The organism is Micromonospora avicenniae (assembly GCF_900156065.1).
Taxonomy (GTDB): Bacteria; Actinomycetota; Actinomycetes; order Mycobacteriales; family Micromonosporaceae; genus Micromonospora; species Micromonospora avicenniae.
The window spans coordinates 285,902-304,036 of sequence record NZ_FTNF01000004.1 but is presented as its reverse complement, the minus strand read 5'-3'; the positions used below and the strand labels follow the sequence as shown (position 1 = coordinate 304,036).

Below are 18,135 nucleotides of genomic sequence, written 5' to 3'. Positions count from 1 at the left end.
CGACCTCCGACCGCCGTCCGCGAACGCGTACGGCGCGCTGGCAGGTCTTCGGACTCGCGGGCGTGACCGGGGCACCCCGGTCGCCTACTGGCCGTCGCTTCCCGGGCCGGCAAGGCCCAGTGCTTGATGACGGCGTTCGTTCCCACTCACCGCTGCGGGGCAGTCCCGGACTCGCACCGGGTTCCCTCTTGCCTCGGCCGCACCGTGCAGGTGCGGCCGAACCAGCTGCGTGGGACACCATATATGGCGCCATCCTTGGTTTGGCAACACTAGATGTTCCGTCAGCGTGTCGCCATTCTCACCGTCGCCGGATCGCGTCGCGGGCCCAGCATCCGTCGTCACCCGTCGGGGCGGCCAGGCCGGGCTCGCGCCGTACCCGGCGGGTGTGTCGCCGTTCGACGGACGTGGACCCGAACCGACGCCGCAGCCGTGAGCGGCGAGGCGGCGTAGGTCACGGCGCCCCTCGGCCGCTTGCCCCGCTCGGCGCTCGCCCGATAGCCTCTCGCCGTCAAGGTGCACGGGAAGCCGGTGGGATACCGGCGCGGCCCTCGCCACTGTGACCGGGTAGCGATCTCCGAAAACGCCACTGGGCCCATCCGGGCCTGGGAAGGCCGGAGTGAGTGTCGATCCGGGAGCCAGGAGACCGGCCTTGACGAGTGATCTCATCCACGAGGTGCTGGAGAGGAAGGTCGTCGATGCATATCGCCGAGGGGTACCTGCCCCCGGTGCAGGCCGCGGCGTGGTTCGCGGTGTCCGCACCGTTCGTCGTCCATGGCAGCCGGGCGCTGGTCCAGCAGGTTCGCCGGGACCCGGAGACGAAACTGCTGCTCGGAGCGGCGGGAGCCTTCACGTTCGTGCTCTCCGCGTTGAAGATTCCGTCCGTCACGGGCTCGTGCTCGCATCCAACCGGCACCGGGCTGGGCGCGGTGCTGTTCCGCCCACCGGTGATGAGTGTGCTGGGCGGCATCGTGCTGCTCTTCCAGGCGGTGTTGCTGGCCCACGGCGGGCTGAGCACGCTCGGCGCCAACATCTTCTCGATGGCGATCGTCGGGCCGTGGGTGGCGTACGCGGTGTACGCGCTGATCCGCCGGGCCGGTGGCGGTCTGGACGTGGCGGTCTTCGCCGCCGCGGCGCTGGGTGATCTGGCCACCTACTGCGTCACCAGCGTCCAGCTGGCGCTGGCGTTCCCCGACCCGGCGACCGGGTTCCTCGGCGCGTTGATGAAGTTCGGCGGGATCTTCGCGCTCACCCAGATTCCGCTGGCCATCAGCGAGGGGCTGCTCTCCGTGCTGGTGGTACGGCTGTTGACCCGGGTCAGCGGGGACGACCTGCGCCGGCTCGGAGTGTTGCGGACGCCGGCGGTGCAGGCATGAAGCGCTTCTCCCGGGTCAACCTGCTCCTGGTGCTAGCGGTGCTGCTCCTGACGGTGGCACCGGTGGCGCTCGGACTCGGATCGGGTCAGGAACCGTTCACCGGGGCCGACGCGCTGGCCGAGCGGGCGATCGTCGACAACCATCCCGACTACGAGCCGTGGTTCTCCCCGATCTACGAACCACCCTCGGGTGAGGTGGAGTCGGCGCTGTTCGCCCTCCAGGCCGCGTTGGGCGCCGGCTTTCTCGGCTACTACTTCGGGGTCGCCCGGACCCGGCAGCGGCTGCGGGGCTCCGCCGCGAAGCCGCCGCACGAATAGGTGTTCGCCCTCGACATCGCGGCGCACACCGGACCGTGGCGGTCGCGGCACCCCGCGGAGAAGGCGATGCTGTCGCTGGGGCTGCTCGCCTGCGCGGTGGCCCTGCCGCCGTGGCCGGGCGCGCTCTTCTCGGGTGCTGCGGCGGCGGTGCTGCTGGTGGGGCCTGCCCGGGTGTCGCCGGCCGTGGTGCTGCGGGCGGCGCGGGTGCCGCTGCTGTTCGTAGCCACCTCGACGGTGCCGCTCCTGGTCACCATGCACGCGCCGGCACGGCTGACGGTCAACGCCGAAGGCGTCGTACCGGCGGCGCAGACGGCCGGCCGGTCGGTGGCGGCGCTGATCTGCCTGCTGCTGTTCAGTGCCACCACACCGTTGTCGGACGTGCTGCCGAGGCTGCACCGGCTGGGAGTTCCCCCGGCCGTCACCGAGGTCGCCGCGCTGACGTACCGGATGCTCTTCCTCCTGGTGGACAGCGTGCGCGCGGTCCGGGAGGCGCAGGCGGCGCGGCTCGGCTTCCGGACCTGGCGGACCGCATACCGGTCGCTGGCAGGGCAGGCGGGCGCGATCTTCGTGCGGGCGTTCAGCCGCGCGCGTCGCCTGGAGGAGGGATTGGCGTTGCGTGGATACACCGGTTCACTCGCGGTGCAGGTGGAGGCCCGGCGGGTGTCGGCGCCGTTCGTGGCGGCGACCGTGGGGCTGCTCGTGCTGATAGTCGCGGTGAGCGTCGTGGTGGGGTCGCAGTGGTGAGCGGCCCGTTGCTCGAGTTCTCCGGGGTGCACTTCGCCTACCAGCCGGACCGTCCGGTCCTTACCGGCGCGGACCTCCGTGTGGAGGCGGGTCAGCGGTTGGCCGTGGTCGGGCCCAACGGTGGCGGCAAGACGACCCTGTTCCGGCTCGCCGCCGGCTCGCTGGCGCCAGGCTGCGGCCATGTCGCCGTCGCCGGCACGCGGGTTCGGCACAACCGGGCGGGTTTGCGAGCGGTACGACAGCAGGTGCAACTGGTGTTGCAGGATCCGGACGATCAGCTCTTCTCCGCCAGCGTCCGTCAGGACGTCTCCTTCGGGCCGGTCAATCTCGGGCTGGCTCCGGAGGAGATCCGGCGGCGTTGCGACGAGGCGCTGGCGGCGCTCGGGGTGGCGTCGCTCGCCGAACGCCCGACCCACCTGCTCTCCTACGGCCAGCGCAAACGGGTGGCCATCGCCGGGGCGGTCGCGATGCGGCCCCGGCTGCTCATCCTGGACGAGCCGACCGCCGGGCTCGACCCGGCCGGGGTGGAGGCGCTGCTGCAGACGTTGGACGATCTGCACGCCGGCGGCACGACCGTGGTGCTGTCCACCCACGACGTCGACCTCGCCTTCCGCTGGGCGAACGCGGTGGCGGTGGTCGCCGGCGGGGGTGTGCGGATGATGCCGGCGGCCGAAGGCCTGGCCGACACCGGTCTCCTCGCCGCGGCGGACCTGCTGCCCGCCTGGGCTCCGCTGGTGCATCGGGTGCTCGACCGGATCCCCGGGCTGGCCGGGGCCCGCCCCGGCTCCGCCGCCGATCTCGCCGCGCTGCTCAGCGCCGAGGCGCAAGCAGGTAGGTGACGGGCGGGCGTCGTCGCGCCGCCCGCGCCGGCGCCTCCGGCTGACCGGCTGCTCCCTACGGCAAAGCACCGTGGACCGGGGCGTGGGGTGCATTCCGCCGAGTCGCCCCGGTCAGCCGGTTACGGTGAATTGCCCGATTCCTGAGCGGCTGACGAGACGGTCGAGGAGACTGCGATGACGAGAGGCACGTCCCGCTCACCGTGGTCGGGTCAGACCACGTGGGTCGGCCGGGTCGATGCCTCGCTCCGCACCTTCCTGCGCACCGAGACCGGTAGCGCACGAGTGGTCGTTCTCGCCACGGTGGTCGCACTCGTCTGGGCGAACCTGGGCCCGTCGTCGTACGAGTCGTTCTGGCACACGTCTCTCTCGGTGCAGGTCGGCGAGTGGACCCTGTCCCGCGAACTGCGTAGCTGGATCAACAGCGGGCTCATGACGTTCTTCTTCCTGGTCGCCGGGTTGGAGTTGCGCCGCGACTTCGACATCGGAGAGCTGCGGGAGCGGCGGCGGTTCACGTTGCCGCTGCTGGCCGGGCTCGGCGGCATGCTGGTGCCCATCGTGATCTACCTGGCGTTCAACGCCGGGACGGCCACCGCTCACGGTTGGGGCGTGGTGATGGCCACGGACACCGCGCTCGCGCTCGCCACGCTCGCCGTCCTCGGCCCGCGCTTCTCGGACCGGTTGCGGGGTTTCCTGCTGACGGTCGCCGTCGTCGACGACGTGGTCGCGATCGTGGTGCTGGCGGTCGCCTATCCGGAGCATCCGTCGCCGGTGGCGTTGCTCGTCGCGGCCGGAATCTTCGCCGTCGTCGTGCTCGCCCGGATGGTGGGTCTCCGCTACGGGCCGGTCTACCTGCTGCTGGGGGTGGCGGCGTGGGTCGCGGTGTCGGTCTCCGGTGTCGATCCGGTGGTGGTGGGCCTCCTGATGGGCCTGCTCACCTACGCCTACGCTCCCAGCCGGGCCGAACTGCAACGGGCGAGCGACCTGTTCCGGCTCTTCCGCGAACAACCCACCCCGCAGTTCGCTCACTCCGTGCGGGCCGGGCTCATCGCCGCGTTGTCACCGAACGACCGGCTGCAACACCTGTTCCACCCATGGGCGAGCTACCTGATCGTGCCGCTCTTCGCGCTGGCCAACGCCGGCGTCGTGATCGACGGCGAGCTGCTGGCCCGGGCCGTCACCTCGGCGGTCACGACAGGTGTGGTGGTGGCGTACGTCATCGGCAAGCCGGCGGGGATCATTCTCACCTCGCGTCTGGTGGCCAGGCTCACCCACAACCGGCTCCGGCCGCCCGTCGGCTGGGCCGCCGTGACCGGCGTCGGCGCGGTCTCCGGTGTGGGCTTCACCGTCGCCCTCCTGATCGCCTCCCACGCGCTGAGCGGCCCCGCCCTGGACGAGGCGAAGCTTGGCATCCTCGTTGCGACGGTGGTGTCGTCCGTCGTCACCTGGTTGGTGTTCCGGCTCGCCGCCCGGTTGCCGGAGACGCGGCGCGCCCGCGCGCTGCTCGGTACCGCGGACGAGATCGTCGACCTGCTGGTTCCGGTCCAGACCGACCGTGATCACATACGCGGGCCGGCGGACGCCCCGGTCACGGTGGTCGAGTACGGCGACTTCGAGTGCCCCTACTGCGGACAGGCCGAGCCGGTGGTCCGGGAACTGCTGGCCGAATTCACCAACATCCGATACGTGTGGCGACACCTGCCCCTCACCGAGGTGCACCCGCACGCGCAACTGGCCGCCGAGGCCGCCGAGGCGGCGGGGGAGCAGGGCGCGTTCTGGGAGATGCACGACCTGATCTTCGAACACCAGAACGCGCTGAGGAAGGCCGACCTGCTCCACTACGCGGACCAGCTCGGCCTGGATCTCGTCCGGTTCCGGGAGTACCTCGACGAGCGTCGGGGCGCCGACCGGATCAGCGAGGACGTCGATTCGGCCGACCTCAGCGGGGTGTCCGGCACGCCGACCTTCTTCATCAACGGCCGGCGTCACCACGGGGCGTACGACATCGTCGCGCTCTCGGCGGCGGTCAAGGCGGCGTTCGCGCAGGCGAAGATTCGTCCCCAGTAGCCCGGTGGGGCGCTGGGGGCGGCATCTCGTCGAAAATTCATCGATCGATCGTGAACCGGGCCCACTCCGGCCGCGTGCCTACCAATGGGACCGAGGTATCGACGCACATCTCCGTCGAACCTGTCGGTGCATGGTGTCGACCTCGGCCCGCCGGGTGTCCGGCGGTCGCCGGACCCGGCCGGTACCAGCAGCGACGGCCGTGACTCCGTGCCCTTGCGCCCGCGTTGGACGGAGAGGAGGCGACCACACGCACGACGGGCGAGGCCGCGGCAGTGCGGCTGCGCCCAGTCCGGTGCCGTCCGCTGAACACCCGTCACCACTCGGGCAAGAAGGGAAACCTGGCATGCACGAACGACACGTCCGTACCGTCGTCCCACGCCGCAAACTCCTGGACGTACCGAATGGATCACCTGGCGGTCGCGTGGCACCACGCGCTCGCCGTCGTACGCGAGCGACCATCGCGATGCTGGCCCTGGCCGCGACGGCGCTGGCCATGACCGTGGCCGGCACCCCGGCCAGCGCCGAGCCGGGCGGACCGACGATGCTCGACCCGAAGTTGGCGGTGCGTACGGCCGCCAGCGGGCTGGTCAGCCCCACCGGCCTGGCGTTCCTCGGCGACGACGACATGTTCGTGATCGAGAAGACGACCGGACGGGTCCAGCGGGTGGTCGACGGAGCCCTCGCGGGCACGCCACTGGACCTCGCCGTCAACTTCGGTTCCGAGCGAGGTCTGCTCGGGATCGCCCTGCACCCGCGCTTCCCGGCGAACCCCGGGGTATATCTGTACTGGACGGAGAGCACGACCGGCGCGGACACCAACGTGCTCAGCGAGACCCCACTACTCGGCAACCGGGTCGACCGGTTCGTCTGGAACGGAAGCACGCTCACGTTCGACCGCAACCTGATCCGCATCCGCGCCGTTCAGGAGGACGCGGGCCAGCCCGCACGCGGCAACCACAACGGCGGGGTGATCACCTTCGGCCGGGACCGGAAGCTGTACGTCTTCACCGGCGACCTCGGTCGGCGCGGCCAGTTGCAGAACCTCACCTGCGGCCCGACCGCCGACTGCCCCGGGGCGCGAGTGCCCGACGACCAGTTCGGCGGCCCGGAGCCGGACGGCGCCCACCTCAGCGGGGTCGTGCTGCGCCTCAACGACGACGGAAGCACCCCGATCACCAACCCGTTCTTCCGGGCGGGCGCGGCCATGGGCGGCGAGGCCGGCGCGACCGTGCAGAAGATCTTCTCGTACGGTCACCGCAACGGCTTCGGCATGACTGTCGACCCCGACACCGGAAACGTGTGGATGCAGGAGAACGGCGACGACAGCTTCAGCGAACTCAATCGCCTGGAGCCGGGCATGAACGGCGGCTGGATTCAGATCGCCGGGCCGGTGGCGCGGGTCGGCCAGTTCAAGGAGATCGAGACGACGTTCGGCGGACAAAACCTGCAGCAACTGCGCTGGCCGCCGTCCAACATCGCGGACAGCCCGCAGCAGGCGCTCCGCCGGCTCTTCATGCTCCCCGGGGCGCACTACAGCGATCCCGAGTTCAGCTGGAAATGGGAGGTCGCGCCCGGCGGGATGGGCTTTCTCGACAGCCGGAGGCTCGGGCCACAGTTCGAGGGTGACCTCTTCATGGGTGCCGCGACGGGTGCCCTCGACGGGGGATACCTCTTCCGCTTCAACCTGACCGGCAACGGCCGGCAGATCGCCGTCGACGATCCGCGCCTGAAGGACCGGGTGGCGGACAACGTCGCCAAGCACGACATCACGGAGAGCGAGAGCCTCCTGGTCGGCCGGGACTTCGGCGCCGTCACGGACATCGAGACCGACCCGGACGGCAACCTGGCCGTGCTTTCGCTGACCGACGGCAAGGTCTACACGGTCCATCGACGCTGAAGAACGTCGACGTCCTGGGAGGACCCGCCTGCCCGTGCCGGGGCGGGCGGGTCGTCCGCGCCTGCTGACCCGCGGATCGCCCGTTGGTGGTGGAATTTCGCGCCGTTCCGGTGTTTACCACCCAGGTCGGCGGGTAGCCGCCGAAAAGGCTGCTCTGCCGGACGCTGTCCGGTTCGGCGCTCGCGGAGCTGCGGGCTCGGCACCGATCGAGGGTGGGCGAACCCGGAACCAGGAGGACGACGTGCAGGAGATCGTTGGCGAGTGCCTGGCCCGGCGGCTGCTGGAGTGGGGGGTGGACACGATCTTCGGCCTGCCGGGTGACGGCATCAACGGCTTGATGGAGGGTTTCCGCCGGCATCAGGAGCGGCTGCGGTTCGTGCTGGTGCACCACGAAGAGGCGGCCGCCTTCATGGCCACGGGGTACGCCAAGGCCACGGGTCGGCTGGGGGTCTGCGCCGCCACGTCGGGGCCGGGCGCGATTCATCTGCTCAACGGTCTCTACGACGCCAAACTCGATCACGTGCCGGTGCTGGCGATCACCGGTATGCAGGAGACCTCGGTGCTGGGCTCGAACTACCAGCAGGAGGTGCACACGACGCACCTCTACCAGGACGTGGCCGCGTACAACCTGATGGTCACCAACCCGCAGCAGATGCCGGGCGTGCTGGACATCGCCATCCGCAACGCGTTGACCAAGCGGACCGTGGCGCACCTGACGTTCCCCAACGACCTGCAGGTTGCGGCGGTGACCCAGGACCCGTACCGGCACGTCAGCCCCGGAGAGCCACCGAAGAGCAGCCCGGTGGTGTCGCTGCCCGCGGTGCCCGCCGCCCAGCCCGACCTGCAGCGGGCGGCAGAGGTGCTCAACGCCGGCAGCAAGGTCGCCATGCTGGTGGGGATCGGTGCTCGTGGCGCACGGGCGGAGGTGCTCGCCGTGGCGGAGGCGTTGGGCAGCCCCATCGTGAAGACGTTGCCCGGGAAGATGGTCGTCCCGGACGACCATCCGCTCACCACCGGCGGCCTCGGCCTGCTCGGCACGCGGCCGAGCGAGGAGCTGATGGAGGAGTGCGACACCCTGCTGATGGTGGGCACGTCCTACCCGTACGCGAAGTACCTGCCCTCGCCGGGGCAGGCGCGGGTGGTGCAGATCGACGTCGACCCGAGCCTCATGGGCATGCGGCTGCCGGTCGACGCGGCCGTCACCGCCGACGCGCGGCTCGCGTTGCAGCAGCTGCTGCCGTTGCTCCAGACCCGCACCGATCGGTCGTTCCTCGGCAAGTACCAGCGGGAGCGGGACACCTGGCTCGCCGACATGGCGCGCCTTCGGGACCCGGAGCGGCATCCCATCGCACCGCAGTACCTGATGGGCTGTGTCGACGAGGCCGCCGCCGACGACGCGATCCTGACCTGCGATTCCGGCACGATCGCCACCTGGTCGGCCCGGCACTGGACGATCCGGGGCGGGCGGGAGTACTACCTGTCCGGCAACCTGGCCACCATGGCGCCGGGCCTGCCGTACGCGATCGCCATCCAGCATGCCCACCCGGGACGGCAGGTCATCGCGTTCGTCGGTGACGGCGGCTTCGCCATGCTCATGGCCGAGTTCCTCACCGCCGTCCGACACGAGCTGCCGATCAAGGTGATCATCAACAACAACAACTCGTACGGGCAGATCCTCTGGGAGCAGATCATCCTCGGCTACCCCGAGTACGCCGTACGGCACCGGCAGCCGGAGGCCGACTTCGGGGCCTGGGCGCGTGCGTGCGGGGCGTTCGGCGCCAAGGTCACCGACCCGAAGGCGCTGCCCGACGCGATCCGGCAGGCGCTCGCGCACCCCGGACCCGCGCTTGTCGACTGCGACGTCAACCCGAACGAGCCACCGATGCCCGGCAAGGTCCACTACGAACAGGCGAAACACTTCACCGAGGCCTTCCTCCGCGGCCAACCGAAGAAGATGGCCACGCTCGCCAGCGTCGCCCGCGACAAGATCAACGAGCTCCGGCCGTGACCAGGGTGCTCCGCCCGGCACCGGTCGTGCGGCGACCCGGCCCGGTCCAGGACCTCGACCTGTCGGCGCTCGCCGCCGACCTGCGGGCGGAGGTCGACGGCGAGGTCCGCTTCGACGCCGGCTCCCGGGGCGCGTACTCCACCGACGCCTCCAACTACCGGCAGGTGCCGCTGGGCGTGGTCGTACCCCGATCGGTGGAGGCGGCGGTCGCGGCCGTCGCGGTCTGCCGCCGCCACCGGGCCCCGCTGCTCTCCCGGGGCGGTGGCACCAGCCTGGCCGGCGAGTGCACCAACACCGCCGTCGTGCTCGACTGGTCGAAGTACTGCCACCGGCTGCTGGAGGTCGACACCGACGCGCGCACCTGCCTGATAGAACCCGGCATCGTGCTCGACACGCTCAACGAGCGACTCGCCCCGACCGGCCTCCAGTACGGTCCCAAGCCGGCCACCCACGACCACTGCACCCTCGGCGGCATGCTCGGCAACAACTCCTGCGGCGCCACCGCACAGCGCACCGGCAAGGTGGTCGACAACATCGTCGAGTTGGAGGTGCTGCTCTACGACGGCACCCGGATGTGGGTGGGGGAGACCGACGACCAGAGGTACGCCGAGATCCAGCGCCGGGGCGGCCGCCCGGCGGAGATCTACCGGCAGTTGCGGGCCCTGCGCGACGAGTACCTGACCGACATCCGCGACCGCTACCCGCCCATCCCGCGCCGCGTCTCCGGCTACAACCTCGACAGCCTGCTGCCGGAGAAGAACTTCCACCTCGCCCAGGCCCTGGTCGGGTCCGAGGGAACCCTGGTCACGATCCTGCGCGCCCGGCTCAAGCTGGTCCCGATCGTGCCGGCCCAGTCGCTCGTCTTCCTCAGCTACCCGGACATCGCCGCCGCCGCGGACGACGTGCCGCGAATCCTGCCACATCAGCCGATCGCGCTCGAGGGCATCGACGACAAGCTGATCAACTTCGAGCAACGTAAGGGATTGCACCCGCACGCGCTGCACGAACTACCCGCCGGCGGGGCCTGGCTGATGGTCCAGCTCGGCGGCGACACGCCGGAGCAGGCCAGGGCGGCGGCCGAGCGGCTGGTCGACGCCGTCCGCCGCGACGGCGGGCCGGTCGTGCACGAGTTCGCAGATCCGGACTCCGAGCAGCGGATGTGGAAGGTACGTGAGTCGGGGCTCGGCGCCACGGCACACGTGCCGGGCGGGGAGAGCACCTGGCCCGGCTGGGAGGACTCCGCCGTCGCGCCGGACCGGCTCGGTGCCTACCTGCGGGATCTCCTCGGCCTGTACCGCGAGTACGGCCTCGAACAGGCTTCGGTGTACGGGCACTTCGGGCAGGGCTGCGTGCACAGCCGCATCCCATTCCGGCTGCGTAGCGCCGAGGGGATCCGGCAGTTCCGCTCCTTCATCGAGCGCGCCGCCGACCTGGTCGTCTCCTACGACGGCTCGTTCTCCGGCGAGCACGGCGACGGCCAGGCCCGCGCCGAGCTACTGCCGAAGATGTACGGCGACCGGCTCGTGCGGGCGTTCGGGCAGTTCAAGGCGATCTTCGACCCGGACGACCGGATGAACCCCGGCAAGGTGATGCCGCCGTACCCGTTGGACAGCCACCTGCGCCTCGGCGTGGACTACAACCACGGCGGCGTGCGGACCGTCTTCGCCTACCCCGACGACGGCGGAAGTTTCGGCGAGGCCGTGCTGCGCTGCGTCGGCGTGGGCAAGTGCCGCCGCGAACACGGCGAGGTGATGTGCCCGTCGTACATGGTCACCCGCGAGGAGGAGCACTCGACGCGGGGGCGGGCACGGTTGCTGTTCGAGATGCTCGACGGCACCGGACGCGGCGGTGCCATCGCCGACGGCTGGCGTTCCACCGCGGTTCGGGACGCGCTCGACCTCTGCCTAGCCTGCAAGGGCTGCAAAGCGGACTGCCCGGTCAACGTGGACATGGCGACCTACAAGGCCGAGTTCCTGTCCCACCACTACGCCGGCCGGATCCGGCCACGCGCGCACTACTCGATGGGATGGTTGCCGGTCGTCGCCGTAGCCGCCGGGGTCGCGCCGCGCGCCGTCAACGCGCTGGCCCAGGCACCCGGGCTGACCCGACTCGCGAAGCTGGTCGGCGGGATCGACCAGCGCCGGCAGATCCCCTCCTTCGCCCGGACGTCCTTCCAACAGTGGTTCAGCCGGCACAGCCCGTACGGCGACGGGTCGCGGGGCGAACTGTTGCTCTGGCCCGACACCTTCACCAACCGGTTCCACCCGGGAATCGGGCAGGCGGCGGTCGAGGTGCTGGAGGCCGCCGGTTGGCGGGTGCGGGTGCCGGACGCCCCGGTCTGCTGCGGGCTGACCTGGATCTCCACGGGTCAGCTCGGCATGGCCAAGCGGGTGTTGCGCCGCACGGTGGACGTGCTGCGTCCGTTCCTGCGGGCCGGTGCCCCCGTGGTGGGCCTGGAACCCAGCTGCACGGCGGTCTTCCGCAGCGACGCCTACGAACTGTTCCCCGCCGACGAGGACGTACGCCGGCTGCGGGAGCAGACCGTCACGCTCGCGGAGTTGCTGCACGAGCACACCCCGGGCTGGCAGCCGCCCCGGCTGCCGGCCCACGCGCTGATCCAGACCCACTGCCATCAGCACGCCATCCTGGGCACCGCCGCCGATCAGGCGGTGCTCGCCGCCGCCGGCGTGCACGCCGAATTCCTCGACTCCGGGTGCTGCGGCCTGGCCGGCAACTTCGGCTTCGAGCAGGGGCACTACGAGGTCTCCGAGGCGTGCGCCGAACGGGTCCTGCTGCCCGCCGTACGGGCCGCCGCCGACACCGACGTGCTGCTGGCCGACGGGTTCAGCTGCCGTACCCAGGTGGAGCAGAGCTCGGCCGGCGGTCGGTCGGCGATCCACCTGGCCGAGCTGCTCCGCGCCGGCCTGCACGGCCCGACCGTGCCGCCCGAGCCGGAACGGAGCTGGTCACAGCGACCCCACCCGCCGTCCCGCCCCACCCGCCTGCTCGCCGTCGGCCTGGCCGGCCTGGCCGCGCTGGGACCCGCCGCCGCGCTCGCGGTGCGGGCCACGCGTCGTCGGGGGTGAGCGGTGCGGCTCACCGCCGAGGCGTACCGGGTGCCCACCGATGCGCCCGAGGGTGACGGCACGCTGGGCTGGAACGGCACCACCCTGGTGCTGGTGCGCGCCGAGGCGGACGGCCGCACCGGCATCGGCTGGACGTACGGCCCGCCGGCCGTGGTGCCGGTGGTGACCGACCTGCTCGCACCCGTGGTCGCCGACCTCGACCCGGACGACGTGCCGGCGCTCTGGTCGGCGATGCGGCGACGGCTGCGAAACGCCGGCCGGCCGGGCATCGCCGGGCTGGCCCTGTCCGCCGCCGACTGCGCCGTCTGGGACCTGAAGGCCCGCCGCCACGCGCTCCCGCTGTCCCGGCTGCTCGGCACCGCCCGGCACCGGGTCCCGGTCTACGGCAGCGGCGGGTTCACCACCTACGACGCCGAGCGGCAGCACCGGCAGCTCGCCGGCTGGGTGCACGAAGAAGGCATCCCCCGAGTGAAGATCAAGATTGGGGAGTCGTCGGGGAGCGAGGTGGCGAGGGATCTCGCCCGGATGACCGCCGCCCGGCGCACCATCGGCGACGACGCCGAGCTGTACGTCGACGCCAATGGTGCCTACCAGCGCAAACAGGCCATCCGCGTGGCCCACGCCGCGGCGGAGGTCGACGTGCGCTGGTACGAGGAACCGGTGAGCTCCGATGACCTGGTCGGGCTCGGGCTTGTTCGGGAACACGTCCGGCCCGATGTGGCAGCCGGCGAGTACGGCTACGACCTCGTCTACTTCCACCGCATGGCGCCCTACGTCGACTGCCTCCAGATCGACGTGACCCGGTGCGGCGGCATCAGCGAGTTCATCCGGGCGGCGGCCGTGGCCGAAGCCGCCGGGCTGGAGGTGTCCGCGCACTGCGCGCCGCACCAGCACCTGCCGGTCGCCGCGGCCACCCCCAACCTGCGGCACATCGAGTGGTTCCACGACCACGTCCGGATCGAGGCGATGCTGTTCGACGGCACCGTACGGGCCACCGGTGGCAGCGCGCCGGTGCCGCTGGAGGGCCACGGCAACGGCCTGACGTTCCGTGCCGATCGCGCGGAACCGTACCGGGTGGCGTGACCGGTGCGGCGACCCGCACCGGAGCGCCCGGGTAACCGGGCAGGAATTCCAGGTCGTTCTGCTGCGGCACCGGCCCGCCGGCGACGGTGTAGGCGGGCGCGAGCCGTTCACCGTCGGCGAGCACCCGCGCGGTGAGGAAGGCGGCGGCGGTGCGCCCGGCGTGGGCCCGTTGCGGCAGCGAGGTGCTCGCCGCCGCCACCATCCCGCCACCCGGACTGGTCAGGCCGCGCAGCACCGCGTACGCGAAGTCGGCATCCCGCCGCGCCTCGCGGCCGGTCAGGCGGGGCATCGCCGCGCGCCAGCCCTGCTCAGTGATCCGCCAGAGCACGTCGGGGTCCGGTGGCGGATCGTCGAGCGGATCGGCCGAAACCTCCAGCACCAGATCGTGCCGCCCGCGGGCCGGTACGTGCAGCTCGCCCTCGAGCGCCGCGTCGTCGGTCGGACGTAGCCGTTCCCCTTCGCTGTGCCGCACGTACAGATCGCCCGTCCGGGCCGTCCACGAGCCGGCTTCGCGACGTATGTCGACCAGCGGGGCACGGCCGAAGTCGGCCCGGGGGTCGAGCCGGACGCGGACGACCGTGTCCCGGTCCAGCGCGCGGACCCGGCGCAACAACACCAGCCGCCGGGGTCGCCGGGGAAGAGCAGCGCCTCCCGGGCCTCCACGACGCCATCCGTGGTCACCCAGCGGCTCACCCAGATCAGCGACTCCGCCTCGTGGTGCCCGCCCCCTCCCGTCGCCGGCGCCGACCGAACGCGCTACCCGCTGCCGGCAGATCCACACCCGGCGGGCTCACCCACTCGCTCGCCGCGGTGCGCCGACCGGTTCCGGCCGTGCCGACGCACCCCTGATCGGGGGATGCCGCCAGCAGACCGGCGCGGCACCGTCGTGCCGGCGGACAGCGGTCCGGCGCACGCCGGAGCGTTGGCTGTTTCCACCTCCGAACCACCGCCGCCTAGGCACAGTGGGTGAGTGGACGAGAGCGGTGGGGAGGTGGACTCGCAGCGCGCGTTCGGGGCCGGCGGACGGGTCGAGGTCGCCACACACGGGGGCGTGACCCGCTCGGAGCTCTTCCTGGACCTGGTCTACGTCTACGCCTTCATCAACGTCACCCACCTCATGGCGGAACGCCCGGGTCTGGACGGGTTGCTCCACGGCGGGTTGGTGGTGCTGCTCATCTGGCGCAGCTGGGCCGGGTACTGCTGGGTGGGGAACCTGGTCCGGTTGGACCGCGGTGCCCTGCCGGTCGCCGTCTTCGCGGTGGCCATCGCGATCCTGCTCGTCGCGGTCGCCATTCCGGAGGCGTTCGTCGACGACTCCTCCGGGTTGCGCGGGCCGCTCGTCTTCGTCGTCGGTTTCCTGACGACCCGGGTGGGTTCCCTGCTGGTCGTGTCCCGGGCCCGGCGCACGGACCCGCGCTGGTCGTCCTATCCGGCCCGGCGCGCCTGGCTGCCGCTCGTCGGCAGCGCCCTACTGCTGCTGGGCGCGGTACTACTGCCCCATCACCTACCGTCCGGGTGGGGCGGGGAGAATCTTCAACTGGCGCTCTTCGCGGTCGCGATCGTCGTCGACTACCTCGGGCTGCGGGTGATCGGAACCGGGACGTGGCACCTGACGTCGGTACGACACTGGGCGGAGCGACACAATCTGATCATGCTCGTCGCGCTCGGCGAGACGATCATCTCGATCGGAACGAGTCGCGGCTTCGGTGGGGTTGTTCCCATCACGTGGTCCATGCTCGCCGGGGCGGCGCTCGGCCTTCTCGTCGTGGCGTTCCTCTGGTGGGCGTACTTCGACATCGCCTCGCCCGCCGGTGAACAGGCGTTGGAGTCCATCCCACCCGGATACCTGCGGTCGCGCCGCGCCCGCGCCGCGTACACCCTGCTGCACCTGCCGATGATCGGCGGGCTGATCCTGGTGGCGTTCGGGCTCAAGAAGGCGTTGGGCGGGACGCCGGCCGGTGAGGCGGAACACTGGAGCGGGCCGGACCTCGCGGCTCTCTACGGCGGCGTGTTCCTGTACCTGCTCGGACTGGTGGCGTTCGAGTGGCGTACCGCGCGGCGGATCGGCCGCGGCCCTGTGCTCGGCCTCGTAATGGTGGCACTGCTGATCGTGCCGGCCCGTGGCCTGACAGCTCTGGAATCGCTCGTCCTCCTTGCCGGCGCCCTGGTCGCTCTGGTGCTCGCCCATGTGACGGTGTTTCGACGCCGCCACCGGCAGCTGCACCGCGACATCGAACTGACGGCCGGTCGAGAGGTCGACGCCACCCCCGAGGAACTCTTCCTGGACCTGGTCTTCGTGTACGCGTTCATCCAGGTCAGTGCGCTGATGGCGCGGAACCCGTCGGCGCTCCTGGTGCTCCAGGGGCTGGCCGTCCTTGCGTTGCTTTGGTGGTCGTGGGTCAACTACACCTGGTTCACCACCACGGTCCGCAGCGCGGGGAACGCGGTACGGCTCGTCGTCCTCGCCGCGGTGGGGCTCACCCTGATGCTCGGCATCGCCGCACCCCAGACGTTCGAACCCGTCCCCGGTGGGCTACCCGGGGCGCTGATCGTCGTGACCGCGTACGCGGCGGTGCGCATCCTGCACCTGGTGGCGTTCTGGTGGGTGCTCCGGCAGGACGTCGTCCTGCGCGCCATCGTCGTCCGGGCCGCCGTGCCGACCGGCGTGGGGATAGCCCTGCTGCTCTGCGCGGGGCTGACCGCGGCCATCGCGGGCGATTCGCTCGCAATGTTCGTCGCGGTGTGCTGGGCCCTCGCCATCGCCGTCGACGTGGGTGGCGGCTACCTCATCCGGGCCCGCAACTGGCGGTTGCGATCCGTCAGCCGATGGATGGGGCGCTACAACCTGATCATCCTCATCGCGCTCGGTCAGGCGGTCATCTCCACCGGCATCGCCGCCGGCGATCCGCCCGTCTCGATGTACACCTTCGTCGCCGTCGCGCTCAGCGCCGCCCTGATCTCCACGTTGTGGTGGACCTACGTCGGCAGTGACGTCGTCGTCGGGCAGCGCTTCACCGAACTGCACACCAGCGGCGAACGCGGCGCCCTGGCCCGGGACGCCTACGCGTACCTGCACCTGTTCCTCGTCATCGGCCTGGTGCTGGTCGCTTTCGGGCTGCGTACGACCCTGCCGAAGCCGGGGCACGAACCGCACGTGGCGGTGACGGTCGGACAGGTCACCCTGGCGTGCGGTGTCGTCGTCTACCTCCTCGCCGACCACCTCATCTGGCGACGCGCGCACCGTCCGATCGGTGGTCGGGGGGCGGCCAACCTGGTCGTCGCCGCGCTGGCCCCGGTGACGATCCTGCTGCCGATCATGTGGGCGCTGGCGGCCCTCACGGTGGCGCTGTTCGTCGCGCACCTGATCGGACGCGGGTCCGTCCCGTCGCCGGGCGTCGCGTTCGGCGACGGAAAATGACGGTCGGCCCGAACGTGATTCTGCTAATGGCGGGGAATGCGGTTTCCAGGAATATTCTCCTCACGCGTCGGCCGCAGTGTAATGACCGCCGCCGCACCGAATTCAGGAGATTGAACGTGCTAATGCCAAATACGCATCGCCAGGTCGTCATGGCCGAACGTCCGTCCGGCTCCCTGGCGATGCGGCACTTTCGCAGTGAGGTCGTGCCGGTGCCGCCGCGCCCAGCCGACGCGGTGCTGCTGCGCAACATCTTCGTGTCCGTCGCCCCCGGCGCCCGGGCCGTGATGCAGGGGGCGGCCTACCGCCGGCAGCTCGTCCCCGGCGAGGTGATCCCGAGTTCTGTCATCGCCGAGGTGATGGCCGCGCCGCCGGGCGGCCCCGAGCCCGGAAGCATCGTCGGCGGGGCAGGGGGCTGGCAGGAGTACTCGGTGGTGCCCACGTCCGAGATCTGGCCGCTGGAGCGGGTCGGCGAGCTGTCCCACCACCTGGGTCTGCTCGGCCGTAACGGCCTGACCGCCTACTTCGGCATTCGCGAGGTCGCCCAGCTGCGGGCGGGGGAGACCGTCGTGGTCTCCGGCGCGGCCGGTGGCGTCGGACACATCGCCGGGCAACTCGCCCGGGCCGCCGGCGCCCGGGTGGTCGGCATCACCAGCTCCGCGGAGAAGAACGAGATCCTCCGGAGGCAACTGGGCTACACCGCGGCAGTGGACCGGCGGTCGTCGTCGTTTGCGGACGACCTGCGTGCCGCGTGCCCGGCGGGTGTGGACGTCTACTTCGACAACGTCGGCGGCCCGGTACGCGAAGTTGTCCTGCCGCTGCTGGCTCGGCACGGCCGGATCGTCTGTTGCGGCGTGACCGCCCACTACGACGCGGACCGCCCGCCTGTGGGGATGACGGACATTGCGATGCAGCTCATCGTGAAGAGCCTGCGCATGCAGGGCTTCCTCGTCGCCGACTACCTGCCGCGGTGGGGCACGGCGCAGCGTGAGCTGCACGCGTTGCAGAAGAGCGGCGAGCTGACGGTCCTGGAGGACATCCGTGACGGCCTCGACTCCGCGCCCGGCGCACTCATCGAGATGCTGGCCGGCGGCAACATCGGCCAGCTCGCCGTCCGGCTCGCGCCGGACCCGGCGGGATGGCCGTCGTGAGCCGTTCGGCAGCGATTCGGGTGGTGGACGGCCACTGGTTATCAAAGCGGACTTTATTGGTGATAACCACCTCTACCCAATAATGGAATAGATCCAGCCGGGGTCGACGAAGCGGTGAACTCCGCCACCCTTTCGAGCCGGCCGGCAGTGCCCGATCC

At 71.2% G+C, this 18,135-nt stretch carries 11 protein-coding genes, 1 pseudogene and 2 riboswitches; of the genes and pseudogenes, 11 read left to right on the top strand and 1 reads right to left on the bottom strand.

Going from position 1 to position 18,135, the window contains the following annotated elements; all coding sequences use genetic code 11:
* Positions 1–22: 22 nt before the first annotated feature.
* A riboswitch (cobalamin riboswitch) is annotated at positions 23–241 on the bottom strand.
* Positions 242–494: 253 nt separating this feature from the next.
* A riboswitch (cobalamin riboswitch) is annotated at positions 495–666 on the top strand.
* A gap of 29 nt (positions 667–695) precedes the next feature.
* From BXA10_RS09105 to BXA10_RS09070, 9 genes are all read left to right on the top strand, one after another.
* Complete coding sequence (locus BXA10_RS09105) at positions 696–1,373, top strand: energy-coupling factor ABC transporter permease (protein ID WP_076469705.1); 678 nt, start codon at positions 696–698, stop codon at positions 1,371–1,373.
* Positions 1,370–1,690: an energy-coupling factor ABC transporter substrate-binding protein gene (locus BXA10_RS30365; RefSeq protein ID WP_084752430.1), complete on the top strand. Its 321-nt coding sequence runs from the start codon at positions 1,370–1,372 to the stop codon at positions 1,688–1,690. Before BXA10_RS09105 ends, BXA10_RS30365 begins: the two co-directional genes overlap by 4 nt.
* Complete coding sequence (gene cbiQ / locus BXA10_RS09100) at positions 1,691–2,434, top strand: cobalt ECF transporter T component CbiQ (protein ID WP_084752428.1); 744 nt, start codon at positions 1,691–1,693, stop codon at positions 2,432–2,434.
* Complete coding sequence (locus BXA10_RS09095) at positions 2,428–3,273, top strand: energy-coupling factor ABC transporter ATP-binding protein (protein WP_084752425.1); 846 nt, start codon at positions 2,428–2,430, stop codon at positions 3,271–3,273. The genes cbiQ and BXA10_RS09095 overlap by 7 nt, the downstream gene beginning before the upstream one ends.
* 174 nt (positions 3,274–3,447) lie before the next feature.
* Positions 3,448–5,337 (top strand): Na+/H+ antiporter NhaA, encoded by a 1,890-nt coding sequence (nhaA, locus tag BXA10_RS09090; protein ID WP_076469703.1) that lies wholly within the window; start codon positions 3,448–3,450, stop codon positions 5,335–5,337.
* 343 nt (positions 5,338–5,680) lie between these two features.
* On the top strand, positions 5,681–7,234 hold the full coding sequence (locus tag BXA10_RS09085; RefSeq protein ID WP_175649145.1) for a PQQ-dependent sugar dehydrogenase: 1,554 nt from the start codon (positions 5,681–5,683) through the stop codon (positions 7,232–7,234).
* Between the two features lie 241 nt (positions 7,235–7,475).
* The gene (locus BXA10_RS09080; protein ID WP_076469699.1) at positions 7,476–9,242 is read left to right on the top strand and encodes a thiamine pyrophosphate-dependent enzyme; all 1,767 of its coding nucleotides are present in this window, start codon (positions 7,476–7,478) and stop codon (positions 9,240–9,242) included.
* A complete protein-coding gene (locus BXA10_RS09075; protein ID WP_076469697.1) occupies positions 9,239–12,328 on the top strand; it encodes an FAD-binding and (Fe-S)-binding domain-containing protein in 3,090 nt (1,029 codons plus the stop codon). Before BXA10_RS09080 ends, BXA10_RS09075 begins: the two co-directional genes overlap by 4 nt.
* Positions 12,329–12,331: 3 nt before the next feature.
* A complete protein-coding gene (locus BXA10_RS09070; RefSeq protein WP_076469696.1) occupies positions 12,332–13,411 on the top strand; it encodes an enolase C-terminal domain-like protein in 1,080 nt (359 codons plus the stop codon).
* A gap of 13 nt (positions 13,412–13,424) precedes the next feature.
* On the opposite strand, the pseudogene BXA10_RS32560 reads toward BXA10_RS09070, so the two are convergent.
* Positions 13,425–14,137, bottom strand: a pseudogene (locus tag BXA10_RS32560) (glycoside hydrolase family 15 protein); the annotation flags it as partial.
* Between the two features lie 244 nt (positions 14,138–14,381).
* On the opposite strand from BXA10_RS32560, the gene BXA10_RS09060 reads away from it, so the two are divergent.
* Both BXA10_RS09060 and BXA10_RS09055 read left to right on the top strand, forming a co-directional pair.
* Positions 14,382–16,829, top strand: a complete 2,448-nt coding sequence (locus tag BXA10_RS09060; protein ID WP_084752420.1) for a low temperature requirement protein A — start codon at positions 14,382–14,384, stop codon at positions 16,827–16,829.
* A 149-nt stretch (positions 16,830–16,978) separates the two neighbouring features.
* Positions 16,979–17,977, top strand: a complete 999-nt coding sequence (locus tag BXA10_RS09055) for an MDR family NADP-dependent oxidoreductase (protein ID WP_175649144.1) — start codon at positions 16,979–16,981, stop codon at positions 17,975–17,977.
* The last annotated feature ends 158 nt before the right edge of the window (positions 17,978–18,135 follow it).